This is a genomic window from Pseudophaeobacter sp. EL27, assembly GCF_900313025.1.
Classification (GTDB): Bacteria; Pseudomonadota; Alphaproteobacteria; order Rhodobacterales; family Rhodobacteraceae; genus Pseudophaeobacter.
This window is the reverse complement of record NZ_OMPQ01000009.1, coordinates 495,341-515,894: the sequence shown is the minus strand read 5'-3', so window position 1 is coordinate 515,894 and position 20,554 is coordinate 495,341. Positions and strand designations below refer to the sequence as shown.

Genomic DNA, 20,554 nt, shown 5'->3' with positions numbered 1-20,554 from the left:
ACGGTCCGCATCTAGGGAAAGCCCTAAACGACGGCACCGGTCTGGATGGGAGATTATCCATGACATCTGATGTTCAGGGAAATCGACCGCTTAGCGAAGATGAACTGCAGGAACTGGTTGCCTCCTCTGATGCGGGTGCGCGCAACCCGGTTGGAGCTGTGGGACTTTCCCTCGCCGTCATCGCTGTAAGCTGGTCCGTTTTCCAAGTCATTCTGGCCTCACCTCTGGCAAACTACCTGCTGCCCGGTGCCGTCAACAACAACTCGCGTTTGATCCATCTGGCCTTTGCCTTGATGCTGGGCTTTATGGCATATCCGGCGATGGGCCGCGAAAGCCGAAACCTGATTTCCTTTGCCCTTGGGCATCTGGGGACAGTGCTCGGGCTTGGCGCCTTTACGGTGGCGCTGCTGGTGACGCTCTCGCCTGAAATTTCAATGAATGTGGCAGTTCTGATAGGGGCCCTTGTTGCGCTGGCCTTGGTCATGCCGACTTTCCTAAATGGCAGCGGGATTGCCACCGGGGTTGAGCGGATCGCCAGTGCCTTAGGCATGTTTGCCGCCATGCTGGTACTGTTCTACAGCGCCTTTGCCATTCTTGGCCAATACCTGTTGGGCGGTTGGAGCGGAACACTGCAGATCGTCGCGCTGCTTCTGGGGCTGGGGATGAGCGCCTGGTTTGTCCTTTCTTATGTCCGTCAATGGGATACGCCAGAGAGTGACTTTGTCCCTTTGCAGGACTGGGCCCTGGCTGCCGCTGGTGTCTTTGTCTCCATATACGGTTTTTTGAACTACCAAAAAATCGTCGACAGTGGCGGGTTGGCTGATGACATCGACAAGTATTACGCGCTTGCCGGTCTGCTGATCCTGTTCGAGGCCGCGCGCCGCGCGCTTGGACCAGCCATGGCGATCATCGCCACGATTTTCTTGGCTTATGTCTTCTTTGGCTCCTCTGAATGGGTGCCCGAGGTGATCCGCTGGAAAGGCGCTAGCCTGAAAAAAGCGATGAGCCATATGTGGATCACCTCCGAGGGGGTCTTTGGGATCGCACTAGGGGTCTCGACAAAATTTGTCTTTCTTTTTGTGCTCTTCGGAGCTCTTCTTGATAAGGCCGGGGCAGGGAACTACTTCATCAAAATGGCCTTCGGTGCCTTGGGTCACCTGCGTGGCGGTCCTGCCAAGGCAGCCGTTGTTGGCTCTGCCGCGACCGGTCTGATCTCCGGGTCTTCGATTGCCAATGTGGTCACCACCGGCACCTTTACCATCCCGCTGATGAAACGCGTGGGCTTTTCTTCGGAACAGGCTGGCTCGGTTGAGGTGGCCTCCTCAGTGAATGGTCAGATCATGCCGCCGGTCATGGGGGCTGCGGCCTTCTTGATGGTGGAATATGTCGGCATTTCCTATGTCGAGGTGATCACCCATGCCTTCCTGCCGGCCGCGATTTCCTACATCGCACTGGTCTATATCGTGCATCTGGAAGCGGTGAAGCGGAACATGCCCACTTTGGGCAACCGCGAGGTCCATATGGTGCGCACCATCCTGGGTATGGCGAGCTTCTTTATTGTCTTTGCCGGGCTGTGCTACGGCAGTCAGTTCCCGGTGAACGCTGCCTATAAATGGGTGCCCAGTATTGCCGGCCTGCTAATGTTTGGCACTGTTTTTGCAATCTATGTCGCCCTGGTGGCCTTGGCCGCTGGGATTGATGATCTGGAACCGGATGACCCCAATGCAAAAGAGGTCGAACTGCCGGATATTTCAAAGATCTATAAGGCTGGCCTGCACTATCTTCTGCCCATCATTGTCCTGGTCTACTTCCTGATGATCGAGCAGAAATCCCCGGGGCTTTCAGCCTTCTGGGCGACGGCGCTGCTCTTTGTCATTCTGTTGACCCAAAAGCCCATCAAGGCGTTTTTCCGCAACCAAAGCAACATGATGACGACCTTCCTTGAAGGCTGCCACGATCTGTGGAGCGGGTTGATTGACGGCTCTCGCAATATGATCGGTATTGCCCTGGCAACAGCAACGGCCGGTGTGATTGTTGGTACAGTGACGCTGACAGGTGTTGGGCAGGTGATGGCAGATCTGGTTGAAACCATGGCCTATGGTCTGACCTATCTCAGTGCGGTTGTGGTTCACGCCATCAGCCCGCTGACGGATCTGGTTGGTATCACCAGTTTCCAAGGCACCGTGGCGGAGCGCGCTGCAGATATGACCGGCACCATTCTGGTTTTTGTCCTGCTCTGCGTTGGTCTCTTGTCGCTGGTGCTGGGCATGGGCCTGCCCACCACGGCCAACTATATCGTTGTCAGCTCGCTGATGGCGGGGGTTGTGGTTGAGCTGGGCGCGCAGTCCGGGCTGATCGTGCCGCTAATCGCCGTGCATCTCTTTGTGTTCTACTTTGGGATCATGGCCGATGTGACGCCACCGGTCGGGCTTGCCAGCTTTGCTGCCGCTGCTGTATCGGGTGGCGATGCGATCCGCACAGGCTTTGTCGCCTTCTTTTATAGTTTGCGAACAGTGGCTTTGCCCTTTGTCTTCATCTTCAACACTGATCTGTTGTTGATAGATGTGACCTGGACCCAGGGCATATTGGTGGCCATATCCGCGACAATTGCCATCCTGGTCTTTACCGCTGGCACCATGGGCTACTTTGTCACCCGCAGCAGACTATACGAGAGTTTCCTGCTGGTCTTTGTTGCCTTTGCACTGTTCCGTCCGGATTTCTTCATGAACCGGATCATGCCTCCTCATACTGAGGTTGCCCCGACCGAACTGGTGCAGGCGCTTGGTGCGGCAGAGGCAGGGCAGCAGCTTCGTCTCACCATTGAAGGCCCGGATTTTGATACCGGAGAGATCGCTTCAACCACCCTGGTTGTTGAGGTTCTCGAAGGTCTGGACGGTGCTGCCATGGCGGAGAAAGCCGGACTGATCCTGTTGCCTGAGGCAGATCAGATGAACCTGGACGCGCCGGGCTTTGGCACCCCAGCGGAACAGGATCTTGGCAGCTTTGACTTTTACGGGGATAGTCCTGTTTTTGTGAAAGAAATCCTCGCACCAGCTGACCAGATGCCAAAGGAGCTGGTGTTCATTCCAGCGCTTTTGCTGCTGGGTTTGATTGCCCTGATGCAACGCGGCCGTGCCCGTAGAGAAGGAGTTCCAGCATGATCAAATCGGTCCTATGTGCGGTCGAGTTGAGCGACAAAGCCACAGATAAATTGGTTCTCGAACAGGCGGCCAGAATGGCCGATCTCGACGGGGCGCAATTGGATGTGGTTAATGTTCTGCCGGATTTTGGGGAAAGCTGGGTCTCTGGCTTTTTTGAAAGCCATCATCACGAAAAGGCGGTTGAAGACACCACAGCCAGGCTCAAATCGGTTTGCGCCGAAATCCTCGGGGAGGATCACAACAATAAGATCCGTCATGTGGTTGCCACGGGTACCGCCTATCAGGAAATCCTGAAGGTGGCCGAGGCCGCCGGCAGTGATCTCATCGTGATTGGCGCCCATAAGCCAGATCTGAAGGACTATCTGCTTGGGCCGAATGCGGCCCGGGTCATCCGGCATTCCGAATGCTCGGTCTTTGTGGTTCGCGGACCAAAGGATCAATAACAAAGAAAGGGGCGCTTGCGAGCGCCCCTTGTTGCTGATGCCCTATTCATAGCCCGTCATTTCCAGGTACCCTTTACCACTGTGGCTGCCTGAAATGGTTACGGGACCTTCCCAATAGGCAAAGGATACATCCATCCAGCTTTGTGGGTTAAGTGCCTCTACTGTAACAAAAACTTCTCGATCGGGCAGGTGAACCTCCCAGCGCACCGGGATCGTTTTATCCCCGACCATCACCTGCGCCAGAGGGACGGCCTGAAAGGCACCCGGTTGTAATGGCGTGACCTCGCCATCAGCTGAAATCCAGGTGCCGGAGCGGAAGTCATTGGCACCATTGGCACCGCGCAGCACAAATCCCATGAGCTTATCCCCGCTGTCGAACCGCAGGGAGAACCAGTCCCAACCACTTTGGTTTTCTGACAGGGGCTGGCTGGACCATTCACGATCCAACCAGCCATCACCACGCACCGCAACAGGACCAGAGGGCAGGGTAAGCACCCCTTCCATCCGGTACTCTGGTTGCGAGTAATAGTAGCTTGCTTGGCCTTCGGGCGATTTTACCGAATAGCCCTGCGCGCCCTGCAAAACCAATGGGCCCTCAGCTTCTGCCTTGAGCGCATAGGAGAAGCTGCCCCCATTGGCAGTAAGATCCAGCTGCGACAGATCATCTGTCCCGGTCATTTGCCAATCATCAATCCAGGCCTCAAAGGGAGCTAAGCTGACGCCAGCTTGCCCAATTCCACCACGGGCCAGACGTTCAGCCGAGAAATGTTCGGTGGCGCTGGTGAGGCCGGCATGGCCCATCCAGATCTGTGGGCTTTGCCACCCCTTTGCTTCACCGGGGGCAAGGGCGCTACGAAACAAGGTCCATTGGATGCCGTATTCTTCGCCATTTTCTCCTTCAAGGTTGGCAGTCAAATACCACCACTCAATACGAAAATCCGGATGAGCACCATGATCGCGCGGGAACTGCAACCGGTGGCTCGGCGATGGAATGGCAAAGCCCTCAGCCTCGGTCCCGAGACCGGCAAATCCCTGGGCAAAGCCGGGGGTGGGTGTGAGGAGGCAGAGGCAAAAAAGAAAGCGGCTAACGTTCACTGGAAAATACCTTCAATAGCTCACTGGGTTGGAGCCGAAACAGACGCCAGGCAGGCAGCAAGGCCGCCAGCAATGCCGCAAGGAGCGACAGGCTGGTAAGCCATAGCCAGTCCAGTGGGAACAGATAGACGGGCAGCCGCCAGCCAAAGGCCTCTGTGTTGATCACCACTAGCAAGGCCCAGGACAGGACCAGGCCCAGCGGCAGCGCCAAAAGCGCAGTGAGAGCGGCCATCAACAAGCTGCGTAAAATGTCGATCATGGCAAGGGTTCTGCGGCTGACTCCCATGGCCCAAACTGGCCCAAGCTGCGGCAAGCGTTGGCTCCACAGGGTCGCAAGACTGGTGAAAATGGCAAAACTCGCCACCCCGAGAGTGAGCAGCTTTAGGCTGTCAGTGACACCGAAAGTCTGATCAAATATCCGTTTTGACGCCGCTTTGATTTTGCCCTGCTCGGTTATGTTTTCTCTTTCTAAATCAAATACCTCTTGGAGATCTTTGATCAGATTTGGAATTTCATCGAGATCCATGCGCAGGCCAAAGCGCTGGTTTGGCGCCTCTGGCGCATTGCGCAACAGTTGTGGCATCGAGACAATTGCCTGTCCATGGGGATTGCCATAGTCGGAATAGATCCCCAGAACCCTGTTTGGCCAGCCCTGGGGTAGCTCAATTCTGTCGCCCAAGCTGAGATCCGCACGCCGTGCCAGTTGTTCGCTCACCAGTATGCCCTGTCCATCCGCCAGTTGATCCCAGACCTTTGGTTGGGCCTCAAGCATGGGCCAGTTGTCTCGATAGGTGGGGTCATCGCGGACCCCGTAGATGGTGATTTGCCCTGTCGGCTGCTGCAGAACCTGAGAACGGATCGGTAAGACGCGAAGGTCTCTCACCTCCAACCAATGCAAGAGCGCGGCTCCTTGGGTATCATCGCGGGCTGTTACGTAGAGCTCCGAAGACAGCCGTTGATCCAACCACTCAGAGAAGGTCAATCTGAAGCTGGAAACCATTGTTCCAACACCAATATTTGTTGCCAAGGCCAGCATCAATGCCATCAGAGCCAGAGATAGACCGGGAAGCTGTGCCCTGGCATCCGCCCAGAGCCAATGGCCCAGCGGATGGGGCGTCAGCCTTTGGCCAATACGCAGAATGTGCCAAAGGCAAAAGGGCAAGAGCAGCGCCGTTCCCAACATGATGCAGCCCAAAAAGACAAAGCCACCATTGAGCCCACCCCAGAGCAGCAGCGACAGGCAGCCTAGTCCAAGCAATCCTGCCCCGGTCAAAGCCCATCCATTGAAGTTTCGGAGGATCTGTTGCCCTCTGGCCTGGGTGGAGGGGGCTTGCAGGATGGGAAGGCGCCAAAGGCTATAAAAGGCATAGCCACTCGCAATGGCCGCCCCCAGCAGTGTCATCGCCAGACCGGACAAGATCCATTCTGGCCTAACGGTAAGGCTATTTTCAACCTGCACACCGTAAAGGCCGGATAGGGTGACAGCCACACCTGGCAAAAGGGCGGTTGCAAGAAAGTATCCAATTATCAAACCGATGCAGGCCGAAGTAAGAGCAATTATGCTGATTTCGATCACCAAGATCAGGATGAGGTTACGAAAAGGCAGCCCCAGACATCGCAGCGTGCGAAATAGGCCACGCCGCTGCTCCATCGCCAGTCCAACGGTGCCCTGCACAATAAAAAGCCCAACAACGAAGGACAAAAAACCAAAGGCCGTCAGGTTGAGGTGAAAGCTCTCGGTCAGGCTGCCGGGGTCAATAGGACTGGTACCAGTGGCTTCAAACTGTATGTGATCCGGCAGCGCACGCAGGGCAGTGAGCGAGGGTTGGCCTTGGCCCAGATAGATCAACCTCGTTAGCTTTTCCGGTTCGTCAAGCAAGCGGCTGACCGTAGAAATATCGCCAATGGCGCGACCATTGGGAACCTCTGTCGTGAGGTGGATTCTTGCGTCTGCAAAGGCCTCTGACACAGCTGCGGCTGTGTCAGGATGCATCAGCAGTCCCTCCGGGGAACGCAGCATCGAGAGGAGCAGCTCTCCAGTCTCTGCCTCTGTTGCGGAAGGAACCGCACCAGAGATCCTAGGCGTGGTCAATAGATCTACGCCAATGATATCAATGGACTGACCCGCTCGCCTCATGCGGCCTTCAAGCATTGGGGAGAGTGCCCAGCCCGCGCGCTTTAGGGCAACATAATCTGACACCCGCAGACTGTTGCTAGTAGAGACAAGGCCGGGCATGTCAAACTGCTGAACATAGCCTTCGGCCTTGGCATAGCTGGATCTTGCCTGGGTGTTGATCGCCTGAACCGCCATCCAAAGCGCGGTGGCCAGCGCTAGGCCAAGGATCAAAACGCCTAGTTGAAAGTGATGCTGGCGCCAATGGGACAGCAGCGCAACAAGTGCAGCCCGGGTCACGTCAGCCGTCCATTGCTGAGGTGTAACTGTTGGTCAAGAACCGCGGCAATCCCGGGAGAATGGGTGACAAGAAACAATGCCGTCTGGCTTTCTGCCACCAGCTCCAACATCAAAGCCAATACTGCGTCGCCGGTCTCCTCATCCAGACTTCCCGTTGGCTCATCCGCGAGCAGCAGCTTGGGGCGCATGGCGAGGGCGCGGGCAATGGCCACACGTTGCTGTTGCCCGCCTGACAACTGCTCTGGATAGCGCGACATCAGTGGGGACAACCCAAGGCGCCGCACCAGTTCCGTGTCCCACTGCGGATCATGGCGTTTTGCCAGCTTGGCGTGAAGTGAGATGTTCGCTGCGACATCAAGTGAAGGTATAATGTTAAACTGTTGAAAAACGATAGAAACCTTGCTCCTGCGCAGGGCGGATCTGCTGCCATCATCAAGGGCGCTGAGCGGGCAGCCATCTATCTGGATCTCGCCACCGTCAAAACCATCCAAGGCGCCGATAAGGTGCAAAAGCGTGCTTTTTCCGGAACCGCTTTCACCGGTGAGTGCCAGCGATTTGCCTGCGTCCAGCTGCAAGGAGACCTGATCCAGAATGGGTTTTTCCAGGCCGCTTTGAGGTATTGTTTTGGTGACGTTTGAGACGGTTAAAACCATGTGTTGATCTGATCCCCAGTAAGGAGCCGACGGGCCGTCAGTTGGCAGGTCGATCGATATTTAACAGTCAATACACCTGCGCGCCAACTGTCCAGCAAGGAGCTGTCCTGTTGCGGATTTTTGCTATAGGATTCTGAATGTTGTGATCGAAAAACGGAACCCCATCGGAATGAATAATGGCGTTTTCTCAAATATTTGGATGAAGTCGCTCTGGCAGGCGGCAAGGCGGTTCAGCAGCAAAAACGGTTGGGTGATGAGCAGCCATGTCGCCATGTCGATGATGCTGGCGCTGTTTCCCTTTGTCTTGTTCACCGTTGCCCTGGCCGGCACCATCGCGGGGGTCTTTTCCCAGGGCGTTGATCTAGACCATCTGGTGGATCTGGTCTTTGGTGGCTGGCCCGAGCCGGTCTCCACCCCGATCCTGGCAGAACTGGATGCCGTATTGGCAACCTCAAGCACCGGACTGATCACCTTCGGCGGTGTTTTTGCGCTGTATTTTGCCTCCAATGGCGTCAATGCGGTGCGTCTGGCCATGGTGCAGGCCTATCACGATGACGATAAGCGTCCCTTTTGGCTGTCACGGTTGCTGTGTTTTGGCTTTGTGATCCTCGGCGGCATCGGCATCTTGTTTGCCGCCCTGTTTGAGGTGATCTTACCGCTCTATCTGCATTATCTGGCTGACTTTTTTCCGGATGTGGAGCTCTCGGGCTATTTGACATCCGGACTACATGGGCTGGTGGCTGTGCTGCTGCCATTTATAGCCGTTTTTTTCTGCCACCTCTTGCTGCCCGGCCATGTTCATCGCCTGTCCCATATTTTGCCAGGAACTGTGTTAACGGTCGCCCTGTGGTGGGGGGCTGGGATTGGCTTTGCTTTCTATGTGGGCTCTATCGCTCAATATTCTGCCACCTATGCCGGGCTAGCCGGGGCTATGGCGGCGATGATCTTTCTCTACGTCAACGCGGCTATCTTGATCTTTGGGGCGGAGTTCAACGGTGCTCTTATTGATCTTCGCAAAGCAAAGAATTGACCTAGGAGAAATTGGGGTCGGATCTTTCAAGGAACCGAGAGTGCAGAAAAGACACATGTTTCCGGATTGGAAACAATGGGGCAGAGCTGCCACATTTTGGCCCCGCTCAGATCCTACCCAGTTCTTATCCTGACACCACAGGGTAGAAGAATAGGAAGATCAAGATGACAGGGTTTGCCAAAGAGTTGTTGGTTCCAGAGGTGGTTAAACAGGTTTTGAAAAAGTCAGTGCTTGCCAACCGGGTGACGCAAAAGCTGCGGGTCTCTTTGCAGAGCGAAGGCGAGGGCGAAGATGCCCTCAAACTCCGAGATCTGGCAGCGCGGTCCCTGATGGGGCAACACTAAGGGTCGCTAGCCCTTAAAGCCCATTGCTACCACAAATTTCTCCGAACTGTCCGACCGCGATGAGGGCGGTTTGACATTGGCAACCTTGGTGAATTTGTTCTTCAGCAGTTTCTGCAACTCACCCTCGGCCCCACCTGCCAGAACTTTGGCGACAAAAGTGCCGCCTTCTTCGAGCACATCAAAGGCAAAATATGCAGCGGCCTCGCAGAGGGCAATAATCTTCAGGTGATCGGTTTGTTTGTGACCCGAGCTTGAGGCTGCCATGTCGGACATCACAACATCCGCCTTGCCGCCAAGCCATTCCTTGACCTGATCATCCGCGCCTTCATCCATGAAATCCAGCGTATGAAGCTCAGCGCCCGCCAGAGGTTCCATCTCCTGTAGATCAACGCCGATGATGCGCCCCTGAGCTTTGCCGCGTTTTTCGCCCATCACATTGATGCGTTTCACCGCAACCTGCGCCCAGCCACCAGGGGCACAGCCCAGATCAACAATCCGCGCACCAGGTACTAGGAAGCGGTATTTGTCGTCGACTTCCATGATCTTATAGGCGGCGCGACCGCGATAGCCTTCGGCCTGGGCGCGTTTCACATAGGGGTCATTCAGCTGCCGTTGCAACCAGCGGGTAGAACTCAAGGTCCGCCCGCGGGCAGATTTCACTTTGACCTTCAGATCACGTTGACCACGACCAGAGGTGTTCTTGCCTGTGGGGGTCTTTCCTGTAGGCGTTTTTGCCATCATCTTCACCGTTTTCGCCGCAGCCTCCAAAACGAAGGGCAGGGCGTGAATTACATTTACGTGCCTCAGAAGGGCCCGTCTTCCAATACGCCATCCGCGCTCATCTGCGCATAGAGCAGGCCTTCGCGCAGTCCCCGATCCGCAACCGAGAGCCGATCCGTCGGCCAGCAGCGCAGCAGCGCTTGCAGAATTGCCGATCCGGACATGATCAAGGCCTGACGGTCTTCGCCGATCCGGGGATCGCGACGCCGCCCCTGCGGCCCAAGCTCCAGATAGCCACGGATCACCTTGTCGATCTGGTCGCTGGTCATCCGCAGCCCGTCAACCTTGGTTCGGTCGTAGCGCTTTAACCCAAGATGGGAGGCAGCAACAGTGGTCACCGTACCTGAGGTGCCAACAATCTGAAAGCCATCGCGGGCCTGCTCATCCTTATAGGGCGCAAAATCCGCCAGATGTTCTTCAAAGTACCAGCTCATCAGGGCAAAGCGGGCAGAGTCATCTTCCACGTCGTTAAACTGATCGCGTAGAGTGGCGACCCCTAAGGGAACCGAAATCCAATCGACAACCTTGGCCGAGGGAAAGGGGCTGTCGGCAGTATGGAACCCGGCATGCAGTCGCATGATTGCCGCCGGTCGATCCCGGGCCGGAACCGAGGAAAGGTCAATCCAGACCAGCTCGGTCGAACCGCCACCGATATCCACCACCAAGAGCTGGTCCGTTTTGGTCGACACCAGGGGCGCACAGGAGATCACCGCCAGGCGGGCCTCCTCCTCGGGTTGGATGATTTCCAGCAGCAGCCCGGTTTCCCGTTTCACCTGCCTGATGAACTCACGCGCGTTCTTGGCGCGCCGACAGGCCTCGGTGGTGACCAGGCGCATGCGTTTGACGCGGTTACGTTTCAGTTTTTGCTGACAAATCCGCAAAGCCTGAATGGTACGAGCCATGGACGAACGAGACAGACGCCCCGTTCGTTCAAGCCCGGTGCCCAATTGCACTGACTTGGAAAAGCTGTCTACCACATGAAAGCCACTGCCTTTTGGCTGGGCAATCAGCATGCGGCAACTATTTGTGCCAAGATCCAGAGCCGCATAGAGCGCATCAGAATCCGGACGGGCTGGTACAGGGGTTTCAACCACCTTGGGAAACGCGCCCGCACCTTTGGAACGCCTGGGCGCCATGATTCACGCCCTCCGATTATCGTGTTGCCCCTAGACTATGGAGCCAGGCCCCGCTGCGCAAGGGCATCTGGAGGCTATAAACAGGGGCTGAAGGTGCAGAGCTTGGGGATTAACCGCAAAGCTTGTGACAAACTCATATGTTTGATGAGTATTTTGACCTCTCCCAGCGGTGGCCAGAGTGGAGGCGGCTTTGTATTCAAGAGACAGGAAAAAGTCGCTCAAAACCCAAGTGGTGTCGAAATCCGGCGTACTCTGTCAAACGGGACGCACTAGAAACAAAAATTATCAGACGTCTCAGGAGGACAAGCTACCATGGTGGATGTTACGATCGTATACTGGCGCGATATCCCCGCGCAGGTCATCGTGGGCAAAGGTCGTCGCGGTTCAAAACGGCAATTGGAGGAGCGTTTTGAACAGGCAATCGACCGGGCTGCAATGAAGGTCAATGCCAAAGACAGCGATGCCTACCTTGCAGAATGGCGCAAGGCGGCGCCCTATGCATTGGAAGGTGACGCTGGCGAAGTTGCCGAATCTGAGGCCAAACGTTTGGAAGCGGAATATGATCAGGATCGTCTCAAGACCCTGATTGCAAATGACGGATGGGCGTGAGCCTGACACCACTATTGGGAGGCCGTGATGGCTTTGTTGAACTTCAAAAAACGCGATTCTGGCGCTGATCAGCCCGTCACCCCTGAAATGGAGGCCTTTCTGAAAGGCTATTCCATCGAAGTGATGCCGCGCACGGCTACCAAGGTCGAGGACTTCCGCGCTCTCTTGCCGGCCGGAACCCGCGTCTATATCGCTCATATCGATGGCACTCCGATTGAGGACATGGTCTCCACTGCCAAACGGATTGCGGATGAAGGCTATGATGTCATGCCGCATTTCCCGGCGCGCATCATCAAGGATGAAGTCACTCTGGCCGATTGGATTTCCCGTTACCAGGGCGAAGCTGGTGTCAAGCAGGCGCTGTTGCTGGCCGGTGGCGTTGCAGAGCCCAAAGGCGATTTCCACTCGTCAATGCAGCTGCTGGAAACTGGTCTGTTCGACAAGGCTGGGTTCACCCATCTGAACGTTGCAGGCCACCCAGAGCCCAACCTCGATATCGATCCCAAAGGCGGGCGCGCAAACACCTATGCGGCGCTGGACTGGAAACAGGAATTCTCCAAGCGCACTGACGCTGAGATGGCCCTGGCAACCCAGTTCTGCTTTGAAGCCCAACCGGTCATCGATTGGGTTAATGAGCTGAGCGAGCGCGGCATGAACCTGCCGGTCCATATCGGTATTGCCGGTCCGGCCAAGCTGCAGACTATGATCAAATTTGCGATTGCCTGTGGCGTCGGTCCGTCGCTGAAAGTGCTGCAAAAGCGCGCCAAGGACGTGACCAAACTGCTGCTGCCACATGAGCCCGGTGAGATTCTGACGGATCTTGCAGCCCACAAGGCCGCGAACCCTGATTTCAACATCACCAAAGTTCACTTTTTCCCACTTGGCGGCATCAAGACCAATGCCACCTGGGCCATCAACAACGGCGGCGCCTCCGCGCAGCCCGTCAACCCGCAAGGATAAACAATGACCCGTACGGTTATCGAATCTAAAACAAAAACCGCTGTTATGGGCTTTGATGAGCCCTTCTGTGTCATTGGCGAGCGGATCAACCCCACCGGCCGTAAAAAACTGGCAGCGGAACTGGAAGCGGGCGATTTTTCCACCGTTGAAAAAGACGCGGTGGCGCAGGTTCTGGCTGGCGCAACTGTGCTCGATATCAACGCAGGCGTTGTCTACAACTCCAACCCCAACCCAAACGAGACAGAGCCGCCTCTGATGCGGAAGATTGTTGAGCTGGTTCAGGGGCTTGTTGATGTGCCTTTGTGCATCGACTCCTCGGTCCCTGGCGCACTAGAGGCCGGTCTGGAAGTCTGCGAAGGCCGCCCGCTGCTGAACTCGGTCACTGGCGAAGAAGAGCGCCTGGAAGAGATCCTGCCGCTGGTCAAGAAATACAATGTGCCGGTTGTTGCGATCTCCAATGACGACACTGGTATTTCCGAAGACCCGGACGTGCGGTTTGAAGTGGCGAAAAAGATCGTCCAGCGCGCGGCAGACTTTGGCATTCCCGCGCATGACATCGTGGTTGACCCGCTGGTGATGCCGGTCGGTGCCATGGGGACAGCGGGCCTGCAGGTCTTTGCCCTGGTGCGTCGTCTGCGTGAGGAACTGGGCGTGAACACTACCTGTGGTGCGTCGAACATCTCCTTTGGTCTGCCAAACCGCCATGGAATCAACAACGCCTTCCTGCCGATGGCGATGGGCGCTGGTATGACTTCGGCGATCATGAACCCGGTTGGTCTGCCCGTGACGCAAAAAGCACTGGCTGCCAAGAAGGAAGAGGTTGCTGCCTCCGGTATCATTCTGCCCGAAGGTATGGATGATGAGACATTCGTGACCATGTTTGGTCTGGGGTCAATGAAACCACGTGCTGGTAAGGAAATGGAAGCAATCCGCGCTGCCAACTTCCTGACCAACAATGACCCCCACGGTGGCGAATGGATCAAGTTCAACAAGGCCCCAGCCAAAGAAGGTGAAGAGGGTCGTGGTCGTGGTGGTCGCGGTGGTCGCCGTCGCCGGGCCTGACAGCCCCCAAGACCATTAGTTCTATTAGAGAGGCCGGGGGAACCCGGCCTTTTTTCTTGCGGGCGCCTGGTTCTGTGTGAAATGGGAAGCCAAAGTCTCTTGCCACAAAAGGCAAACCTGACTGCTGGGTTGAGAACTGGAGATAGAGGGAGGTAGGGACAGGGATTGTTTTACCAATTCCCTGTCCGATTGCACCCTCACACCTGGCCCCATCTGAAATAAGATTGGCGGGGCCACGGTCGGTATTGGCCTGGGGTTTCAGGGTGCCAAAGACGTTGCAAGAGCGCTAAAATATCTGGACCTGGTTGACCGGAAGGACCAACCGCCAGCGCCTCTTGCTACATTCCCCGCTGCAACATGTTGCTTTAGCTCGAAAATACAAGAATGCCACCCGCGTGTCATTCCCCCAGCAAAACCCCATGGTACATTTCGTGTCCCAGGTCAGTTCTCGGCGTCTTTTACCTTTGGGTGATCCTGTTTAGGACCAGAACCGCCCGTCCGGGCCAAGCAACCGATGCCCGAAATTTAGCCCAAAAATTGGGCAGAGGGCAATTGCTGCAAATGTACTAGTGCGGTCCCAGCCGGGAACAGGTAGCTTGCTGACATATTTGCAAAAACTGGACTAGAAATGACACCCTCCCTGCCTGAAACCGTCGATTTCCAGCGGGAGCGGGTCCTGCTTTTTGCACAGGCGCCGGCAAAGATCTTCCTCGGGCATTTTGCCGCCGTTTCAGTGCTGATCTATCTGGCCCATGACGTTCTCGCCTGGCCCTGGCTTGTGCTTTGGGGGGGGGTGGAGATCGTCCTAACCCCTAGTGCGCTTTACTATCTGCGGCGGCAGGCGGTGATGGAAAGCACCGATCTCAACCGGTGGGAAAAACAGCTGTATTGGCTGTTTGGTTTTGTCGGGGTCAGCTGGGGGCTGTTCCTGTTCTTTGGCTTCAATACCGAGAATGCGGCGTATTTCTCCATTCAGATGTCAATTGTCGCCGGGGCGGCGGCGGCCTCCACCCAATCTCTGGGCATCTTTAAGTACTCGTTTTTGTACTATCAAATTCCCTTTCTTGGCCTTGTCACCCTGCGGGTTTCCTCGCTGGGCGGGGATTTCTACCTTTTGGCGGGCCTGGTGGTGATCTTTATGGTGATGATGCATGGGCTGGCTGAGGACACCTATAATGCCCTCACCAAATATCTGGAGGCAAAGTCAGAAAACCTGGATCTGGCAGAGAAATTTGCCAATGCCGCTGCAGAAGCTGAACAGGCAAATGAAGCCAAAACTAGGTTTCTGGCACAGGCAAACCACGATTTACGACAGCCCATTCACGCCATCGGCTTGCTGACCGAGAGCCTTCGGGCGCATCCACTGAATGACGAGGCGCGCGATACTCTGGAAACGATTGATCTGTCGGTCGAAAGCCTAGCGAGGCTATTTAAGTCCCTGTTGAATATCTCGGCCTTGGATTCCGCCGGGATACGCCCTGAAAACACCGAGTTTGCAGTGGCGGATGTGTTGGCTCAGGTCATCCGTCAGGCTCAGCCTGAAGCGATGGAGAACAACTGTACTTTGATCATGGTGCCGAGTTCTCTCTGGATCAAAACGGACCATGCTCTTTTGAGCTCCATTTTGCAGAATTTGGTGTTCAATGCGGTAAAGTACGCGCCTGGCTCACGCATTCTTATCGGTGTGCGCCAGAAGAAGGACCATCTGAGCATTCATGTTCTGGATCAGGGACCTGGAGTCGCCCATGAGTTTCAGGACAAGGTTTTCACCGAGTTCTTCCGCGGCAATCCGCATGGGCCGGGGCGGGTCGAAGGCTTGGGCTTGGGGTTGTCAATTGTGCAGCGGACTGCTGACTTGCTGGAGCTGGATGTCAGTTTCAACTCCGTTGAGGGGCACGGCACCCATGTCGCTGTCGTTGGGCTCCCAATGGTTGACGGCTCTGCCAAGAGGGCAGGCGCTGCTCTGGCGCCGCACCATGCGCGCGAGCCTGCAGGTCTCAAAATTCTGGTTGTTGATGACAATCAGAACGTTCTGGTTGGCCTGCAAAAACTCCTGTCGGGTTGGGGCTATAATGTTGTTACCTGTTTGCCCAGTGAAGAGATGCCAACGGATGCAGATCTCTTGTTGATGGATTACCACCTGAACGAGGCGGAAGACGGGTTGGCCCTGGCAAAGAACCTGATCAAAAAATGGCAGCGTCCGGTTCCGGTTACCCTGATCAGCGGTACGATCACTCAGGCCATTCAGCAACAGGCCAAGGAGGAGGGCGCCTGGGTACTGCAAAAGCCGGTTACACCGGTCCAGCTCAGGTCTGTTCTATTGGCCATGGCAAAAAGCGCGCGCGATCTCGAGGCAAGTTAAACCCGCGTTATCCCAGGGTTCACACCAAACCTGCTTGAACGGCAATTGCCGCAGCTGCCGACCGGGTGGATACGCCCAGCGCTTTGAACAGGGCAGAGATATGAGCGCGCGCAGTGTAGGGGGAGATCGCTAGTTCGCGGCCAATTTCTTTGGTGGTCTTGCCCTGACCCAAACGCAATAGAACCTCCCGCTGGCGCGGCGATAACCGCGAAATATCCACGATCTGATCCTGAGGAACCTCTTCCTCACTTTCCAGACAGACCAGGCACTGACCTGCCAGTATGTCAGAAATCGCCTGCGCCATTTGATCGGGGGGGACTGCCTTTGAAATGAACCCGTTGGCACCTGTAGCCATGATTAGGTCGACATTTTCTGGGGCATCGTTCATGGAAACCACGATCAGCGCACAAAGCGGATAGGCTTCGCGGAGTTTTGAAATGCTGGCGACACCGTCAAACCCCGGAAAAACAAGATCCAGGATCATGGCGTCAGGTGGCGGATCTTGCTGGGCCTGTTGCATCAAAGCGGCAAAATCCGCGACTTCAATAATATGAGCCGCCGCCTGCTTTTGTACCAGTTGTCGCAATCCTGTTCGAAACAGAGGGTGGTCATCCGCGATAATGATCTTGGCAGTCACGACCGATCTCTCCATTTGGATTCAGCTGGTTAGAACCCTTATTCTAAAAATCTACAGGTGACTGTCTTTGACGCCAATCAAAGAAATTTCATACCGGGTCACGTTTATGTGATTACCTGAGGGAAGCCCGCGACAGATGGGTTTTGCGTCTCGATCCGACGTTATCCAGCCTAGTTTTACACCTTGCCCTGCACCAAAGCCGGGTCGCGGTGGTATTCGGGGCCAGCTAAGCCCGCCCCGATTTTTGGGTTCAGGTTATCGTTCAACGCGGGCCGGGATTGGCCAGCAAATCGCGCGCGATAACCAGACGTTGGATATCACTCGTGCCCTCATAGATCTGCGACACACGTACGTCTCGGTAAATCCGCTCGACCGGGTAATCGCTCAGGTAGCCATAGCCACCAAAGGTCTGGATCGCAGCGGAACAGACCTCTTCGGCCATCTCCGTGGCAAAAAGCTTGGCCATCGAGGCTTCGCGCAGCGCCGGCAGACCGGCATCACGGCGGCGCGCTGCGTGCTGTACCAGTTGGCGGGCGGCCTCAACCTTGGTGGCCATATCCGCCAGCCGGAAACCGACAGCCTGATGTTGGGCAATCTCCTTGCCAAAGGCTTTGCGTTCCTGTGCATATTCGACAGCAAGTTCCATCGCCTTGCGCGCCATGCCGACGGCCTGCGAGGCGATGCCGATGCGCCCGCCCTCAAGGTTTGCCAAGGCAATCTTATAGCCTTCGCCCTCAGTGCCCAGCAGGTTTTCCTTTGGCACGCGCATGTTTTCAAAGGACAGCTGGCAGGTATCCGAAGAATGAAGCCCCAGCTTTTCCTCGACCCGCACCACTTCATATCCGGGGGTGTCGGTCTCGACGATAAAGGCGCTGATCCCCTTGGAGCCGGCCTCTTTGTCGGTCACGGCAAAGACGATGATCAGCTTGCCGTTCTTGCCAGAGGAAATGAACTGTTTGGAACCGTTGAGCACATAGGAATCGCCATCCAGAACCGCTGTTGTTTTCAGCTTGGATGCATCCGACCCGGCCTGCGGTTCCGTCAGTGCAAAGCCGCCGATCCACTCGCCGCTTGCCAGTTTGGGCAGGTACTTCTGCTTCTGTTCCTCAGTGCCGTATTTCACAATCGGGCCACAGCCAACCGAGCTGTGCACGCTGAGAATGGTCGAGCAGGAGCCGTCTCCGGCGGCGACTTCTTCAACAACACTGGCGTAGGTGACCGCATCGAGTTCGATGCCGCCATATTTCTCCGGGACGAGCATTCCCAGAAACCCCAGTTCGCCCATCTCTGTCAGTTGCGCGCGGGGGAAAGCCTTGGTTTTGTCGCGTTCTTCAGCCCCGGGCCACAAACGGTCCTGTGCGAATTGAGCTGCCATGTCGCGGATGGCGGATTGTGTTTCGTCAAGCATGTCATCTCTCCTCTGTGCCCCTGAGGGCCGCGAATGCCTCGACCCTTAGAACTGACCGGGTAGGCAGCCGAAGGCTGCAACGGGCAGGGGGCAGGATTGTTCATCGGGCAACCATAGAGTTGAAGGCTATCGTAAGCGATGCCAATATGTTTCAAATAGCTGACAGGAAATGCCATGTTGAATACCACAGTAATCCCACAGGCCTTTGCCGAAGAAGCCATGGAAAGTGGCCGACTGGCTGGCGTCGATATGGCGGCATTGATCGCAGATCTGGGTATTTTGCAGGAGGATTTGCAACATCTCAGCCCCCAGCAGTTTGGCCAGATCTGGCTAGAGCTGTCCTTCCGCATGCAGGACGAATTCTTTGGCCTTGGCGCGCGCCCCATGAGCCCAGGCAGTTTCACCCTGCTGGGGCATGCCACGCGGCACGCGCCAAACCTGGAGGTCGCTGTGGCCCGGGCACTGCGGTTTCTGACAATCCTTCTGGAGGATCCGGCGGGCCGTTTGCGGATCGACGGGCGCATGGCTCAGGTAACGTTAGCGGAGACCGGGCCTGCTAAATCCGCCTTTGCCTATCGGGTCTATTTCACCATTCTACACGCGCTGAATTGCTGGCTGATCGGTGAACGGATTCCGATCCGGCAAATTCGGTTTCCCTGCCCGGAACCTTCAGGGACAAATGACTACGGCGATTTCTTCGGCGTCCCGGTACAGTTTGGCGCAGAGATGGCTCAGATGACTATTGAGCGAAAATACCTGCGCAAGCCCATCAACCGATCGGACCGCGCGTTGAAGAGCTTTCTGAAATCCGCTCCAACCGCCTTTCTGAGCGGTTATCGCCATGGTGATGGAATCAAGGCAAAGGTCATCGCAGAACTGTCGACTGGCGCGATGGAATCCTGGGCCAGCATTGATGAGATCGCTTCGATGCTTGGCATGTCCACCTCGACCCTGCACCGAAGACTAAAGGAGGAGGGGCAGAGCTTTGGTGAAATCAAGGAAGAACGCCGCCGCAATCTAGCGATCTCATTGCTTAAGAACAGCAGTCTTCCCATTGCGGAAATTGCTCAGCGGGTTGGATATGCAGAGCCCAGTGCCTTTTTCCGAGCCTTCAACCGTTGGTTTGGGGCGACACCAGGCTCAATTCGAAACCGGGCCTGAGGTTCAGCATCGAAAGGCATCACCGGGTCCGTTCTCGCAAGAGTGATCTCAAATGAAATGGGGATAGTGGCGGAGAGACAGGGATTCGAACCCTGGGAACCCGTGAAGGCTCAACGGTTTTCGAGACCGCCCCGTTCGACCACTCCGGCACCTCTCCGCGGGGGTCTGGTGGAGGAGCGTTTAAGGCTGAACGCAGCCCAGTGCAAGGGGTTTTTCAACTTCTTTTGAGAATGGTATTTTTTCATTGTTTGGTCGCAGTTTTCACCTAGATTTCAAGTATGAGACAGTTTTTAAAACGCACCCTTCTCCTTTCCATCGTTCAGACGCGCTCCCTGTTTGCCCTTAGCTTGCTAGCGCTTTCTCTTTTCACCCCGGCTCAGGCTGCAGAACGTGGTAAGGTCGAGGCCTTTCTGGAAGTGACGGGATTTGATGTCGCACTCGACAGTATTGCTCTTTCTGCGAGCGATGCACCGCGCATGTTGGGGTTGTCGGCGGGCGACTTTGGCTCCGAGTGGACGCGTCTGTCCCGGGCGGTGTTTAATCAGGAAAAAATGCGCGAACTGGCGCTCGACATCCTGACAGAGACCCTGGAAGAAGAGGCCCTGAGCCATGCTGCGGCCTTTTATGCCAGTGATCTGGGGCAGCGTTTGGTCACGGCTGAAAATGCCTCACATCTGGTTGCGGAAGGCGACACAAAGCAGGCTGCTGGTGAACGCATCATTGCAGATCTGGTCAAGGCAGGCAGCAAGCGGGTCGCGTTGTATCACCGGATGAGCCGGGCGATTGATGCCGCTGGATCGGGATTGAAATCCCTGCAACAGATCCAGTTCAGGTTTTTGATGGCGGCCAATGCTGCTGGCGTTATCGAGCTGCAACTGGATGCGGAAGGACTGCGTGCCTTTCAGCGGGATCAGGAAGCAGAGATGCGTATTGCGCTGCGCGCCTCCAATCTGGCGGCTTCTGCATATACCTATCAGGGGTTTAGCGAGGCTGAGGTTGAAGCCTATGTCGAGGCCCTGGAAACGCCTTTGATGCAGCAGGTCTATGAGCTGTTGAATGCGGTGCAGTTTGAGATCACCGCCAATCGGTTCGAAGCTTTGGCCTATCGCATGAAAGAGCTGGGGCAGGGCGAAGATATCTAGGTGCGCCGCCTGCGTTTTTCCTGCGCCTTTTGGGTTCTGCCAGAGCAGGGCGCTAAAGTGGGTTGACACAGACCGCTACATTCAGGCAAATGCGCCATCCCGGCCCGGATTCTCTGTGCCGGGTTCATTTTGTAATACGGCCCCAACCGGGGCGCGCT

Annotated in this window: 17 protein-coding genes and 1 tRNA gene; 10 read left to right on the top strand and 8 right to left on the bottom strand. The window is 56.0% G+C overall.

Annotated elements, in window-relative coordinates; translation table 11 throughout:
• The first annotated feature begins 59 nt into the window (after positions 1–59).
• Entirely contained in the window at positions 60–3,161 is a 3,102-nt protein-coding gene (locus ED661_RS10170; protein ID WP_122073786.1) for a TRAP transporter permease, read from the top strand.
• Positions 3,158–3,604, top strand: a complete 447-nt coding sequence (locus ED661_RS10165; RefSeq protein ID WP_122073785.1) for a universal stress protein — start codon at positions 3,158–3,160, stop codon at positions 3,602–3,604. Before ED661_RS10170 ends, ED661_RS10165 begins: the two co-directional genes overlap by 4 nt.
• Positions 3,605–3,646: 42 nt before the next feature.
• Here ED661_RS10165 and ED661_RS10160 read toward each other — a convergent pair whose 3' ends face one another.
• The 3 genes from ED661_RS10160 to ED661_RS10150 are packed head-to-tail and all read right to left on the bottom strand — an operon-like array spanning position 3,647 to position 7,765.
• Positions 3,647–4,699 (bottom strand): lipocalin-like domain-containing protein, encoded by a 1,053-nt coding sequence (locus ED661_RS10160; protein WP_122073784.1) that lies wholly within the window; start codon positions 4,697–4,699, stop codon positions 3,647–3,649.
• Positions 4,689–7,112 carry an ABC transporter permease gene (locus tag ED661_RS10155; RefSeq protein WP_174214170.1) on the bottom strand — a complete coding sequence of 808 codons (2,424 nt, stop codon included), beginning with the start codon at positions 7,110–7,112 and terminating at the stop codon, positions 4,689–4,691. Before ED661_RS10155 ends, ED661_RS10160 begins: the two co-directional genes overlap by 11 nt.
• On the bottom strand, positions 7,109–7,765 hold the full coding sequence (locus ED661_RS10150; protein WP_122073783.1) for an ABC transporter ATP-binding protein: 657 nt from the start codon (positions 7,763–7,765) through the stop codon (positions 7,109–7,111). Before ED661_RS10150 ends, ED661_RS10155 begins: the two co-directional genes overlap by 4 nt.
• 169 nt (positions 7,766–7,934) lie before the next feature.
• On the opposite strand from ED661_RS10150, the gene ED661_RS10145 reads away from it, so the two are divergent.
• A complete protein-coding gene (locus tag ED661_RS10145) occupies positions 7,935–8,795 on the top strand; it encodes a YihY/virulence factor BrkB family protein (RefSeq protein WP_162930100.1) in 861 nt (286 codons plus the stop codon).
• 164 nt (positions 8,796–8,959) lie between these two features.
• Positions 8,960–9,139 (top strand): hypothetical protein, encoded by a 180-nt coding sequence (locus ED661_RS10140; protein WP_122073782.1) that lies wholly within the window; start codon positions 8,960–8,962, stop codon positions 9,137–9,139.
• A gap of 6 nt (positions 9,140–9,145) precedes the next feature.
• Here the strand turns inward: ED661_RS10140 and ED661_RS10135 are convergent, their stop codons facing one another.
• Both ED661_RS10135 and ED661_RS10130 read right to left on the bottom strand, forming a co-directional pair.
• Positions 9,146–9,877, bottom strand: coding sequence for an RlmE family RNA methyltransferase (locus ED661_RS10135; protein WP_122074098.1), 732 nt, complete (start codon positions 9,875–9,877; stop codon positions 9,146–9,148).
• Between the two features lie 65 nt (positions 9,878–9,942).
• A complete protein-coding gene (locus ED661_RS10130; protein WP_122073781.1) occupies positions 9,943–11,055 on the bottom strand; it encodes a Ppx/GppA phosphatase family protein in 1,113 nt (370 codons plus the stop codon).
• Positions 11,056–11,367: 312 nt separating this feature from the next.
• Between ED661_RS10130 and ED661_RS10125 the strand changes: the two genes are divergently transcribed.
• The 4 genes from ED661_RS10125 (at position 11,368) to ED661_RS10110 (ending at position 16,048) form a co-directional block, all read left to right on the top strand.
• Positions 11,368–11,664, top strand: coding sequence for a virulence factor (locus ED661_RS10125; RefSeq protein WP_122073780.1), 297 nt, complete (start codon positions 11,368–11,370; stop codon positions 11,662–11,664).
• Positions 11,665–11,691: 27 nt separating this feature from the next.
• Complete coding sequence (locus ED661_RS10120; protein WP_122073779.1) at positions 11,692–12,624, top strand: methylenetetrahydrofolate reductase; 933 nt, start codon at positions 11,692–11,694, stop codon at positions 12,622–12,624.
• A 3-nt stretch (positions 12,625–12,627) separates the two neighbouring features.
• Positions 12,628–13,686, top strand: coding sequence for a methyltetrahydrofolate cobalamin methyltransferase (locus ED661_RS10115; protein WP_122073778.1), 1,059 nt, complete (start codon positions 12,628–12,630; stop codon positions 13,684–13,686).
• A 628-nt stretch (positions 13,687–14,314) separates the two neighbouring features.
• Positions 14,315–16,048 carry a hybrid sensor histidine kinase/response regulator gene (locus ED661_RS10110; RefSeq protein WP_122073777.1) on the top strand — a complete coding sequence of 578 codons (1,734 nt, stop codon included), beginning with the start codon at positions 14,315–14,317 and terminating at the stop codon, positions 16,046–16,048.
• 19 nt (positions 16,049–16,067) lie between these two features.
• On the opposite strand, the gene ED661_RS10105 is transcribed toward ED661_RS10110, so the two are convergent.
• Together ED661_RS10105 and ED661_RS10100 are read right to left on the bottom strand one after the other, a co-directional pair.
• Positions 16,068–16,685, bottom strand: coding sequence for a response regulator transcription factor (locus tag ED661_RS10105; RefSeq protein ID WP_216822446.1), 618 nt, complete (start codon positions 16,683–16,685; stop codon positions 16,068–16,070).
• A 262-nt stretch (positions 16,686–16,947) separates the two neighbouring features.
• On the bottom strand, positions 16,948–18,093 hold the full coding sequence (locus ED661_RS10100; RefSeq protein WP_122073775.1) for an acyl-CoA dehydrogenase family protein: 1,146 nt from the start codon (positions 18,091–18,093) through the stop codon (positions 16,948–16,950).
• Positions 18,094–18,267: 174 nt separating this feature from the next.
• Here ED661_RS10100 and ED661_RS10095 point away from each other — a divergent pair, with 174 nt between their 5' ends.
• A complete protein-coding gene (locus ED661_RS10095; RefSeq protein ID WP_122073774.1) occupies positions 18,268–19,254 on the top strand; it encodes an AraC family transcriptional regulator in 987 nt (328 codons plus the stop codon).
• 67 nt (positions 19,255–19,321) lie between these two features.
• Here ED661_RS10095 and ED661_RS10090 read toward each other — a convergent pair.
• Positions 19,322–19,411, bottom strand: a tRNA-Ser gene (locus ED661_RS10090).
• A gap of 121 nt (positions 19,412–19,532) precedes the next feature.
• On the opposite strand from ED661_RS10090, the gene ED661_RS10085 reads away from it, so the two are divergent.
• Positions 19,533–20,396 carry a DUF2059 domain-containing protein gene (locus ED661_RS10085; RefSeq protein ID WP_122073773.1) on the top strand — a complete coding sequence of 288 codons (864 nt, stop codon included), beginning with the start codon at positions 19,533–19,535 and terminating at the stop codon, positions 20,394–20,396.
• Positions 20,397–20,554 lie beyond the last annotated feature (158 nt).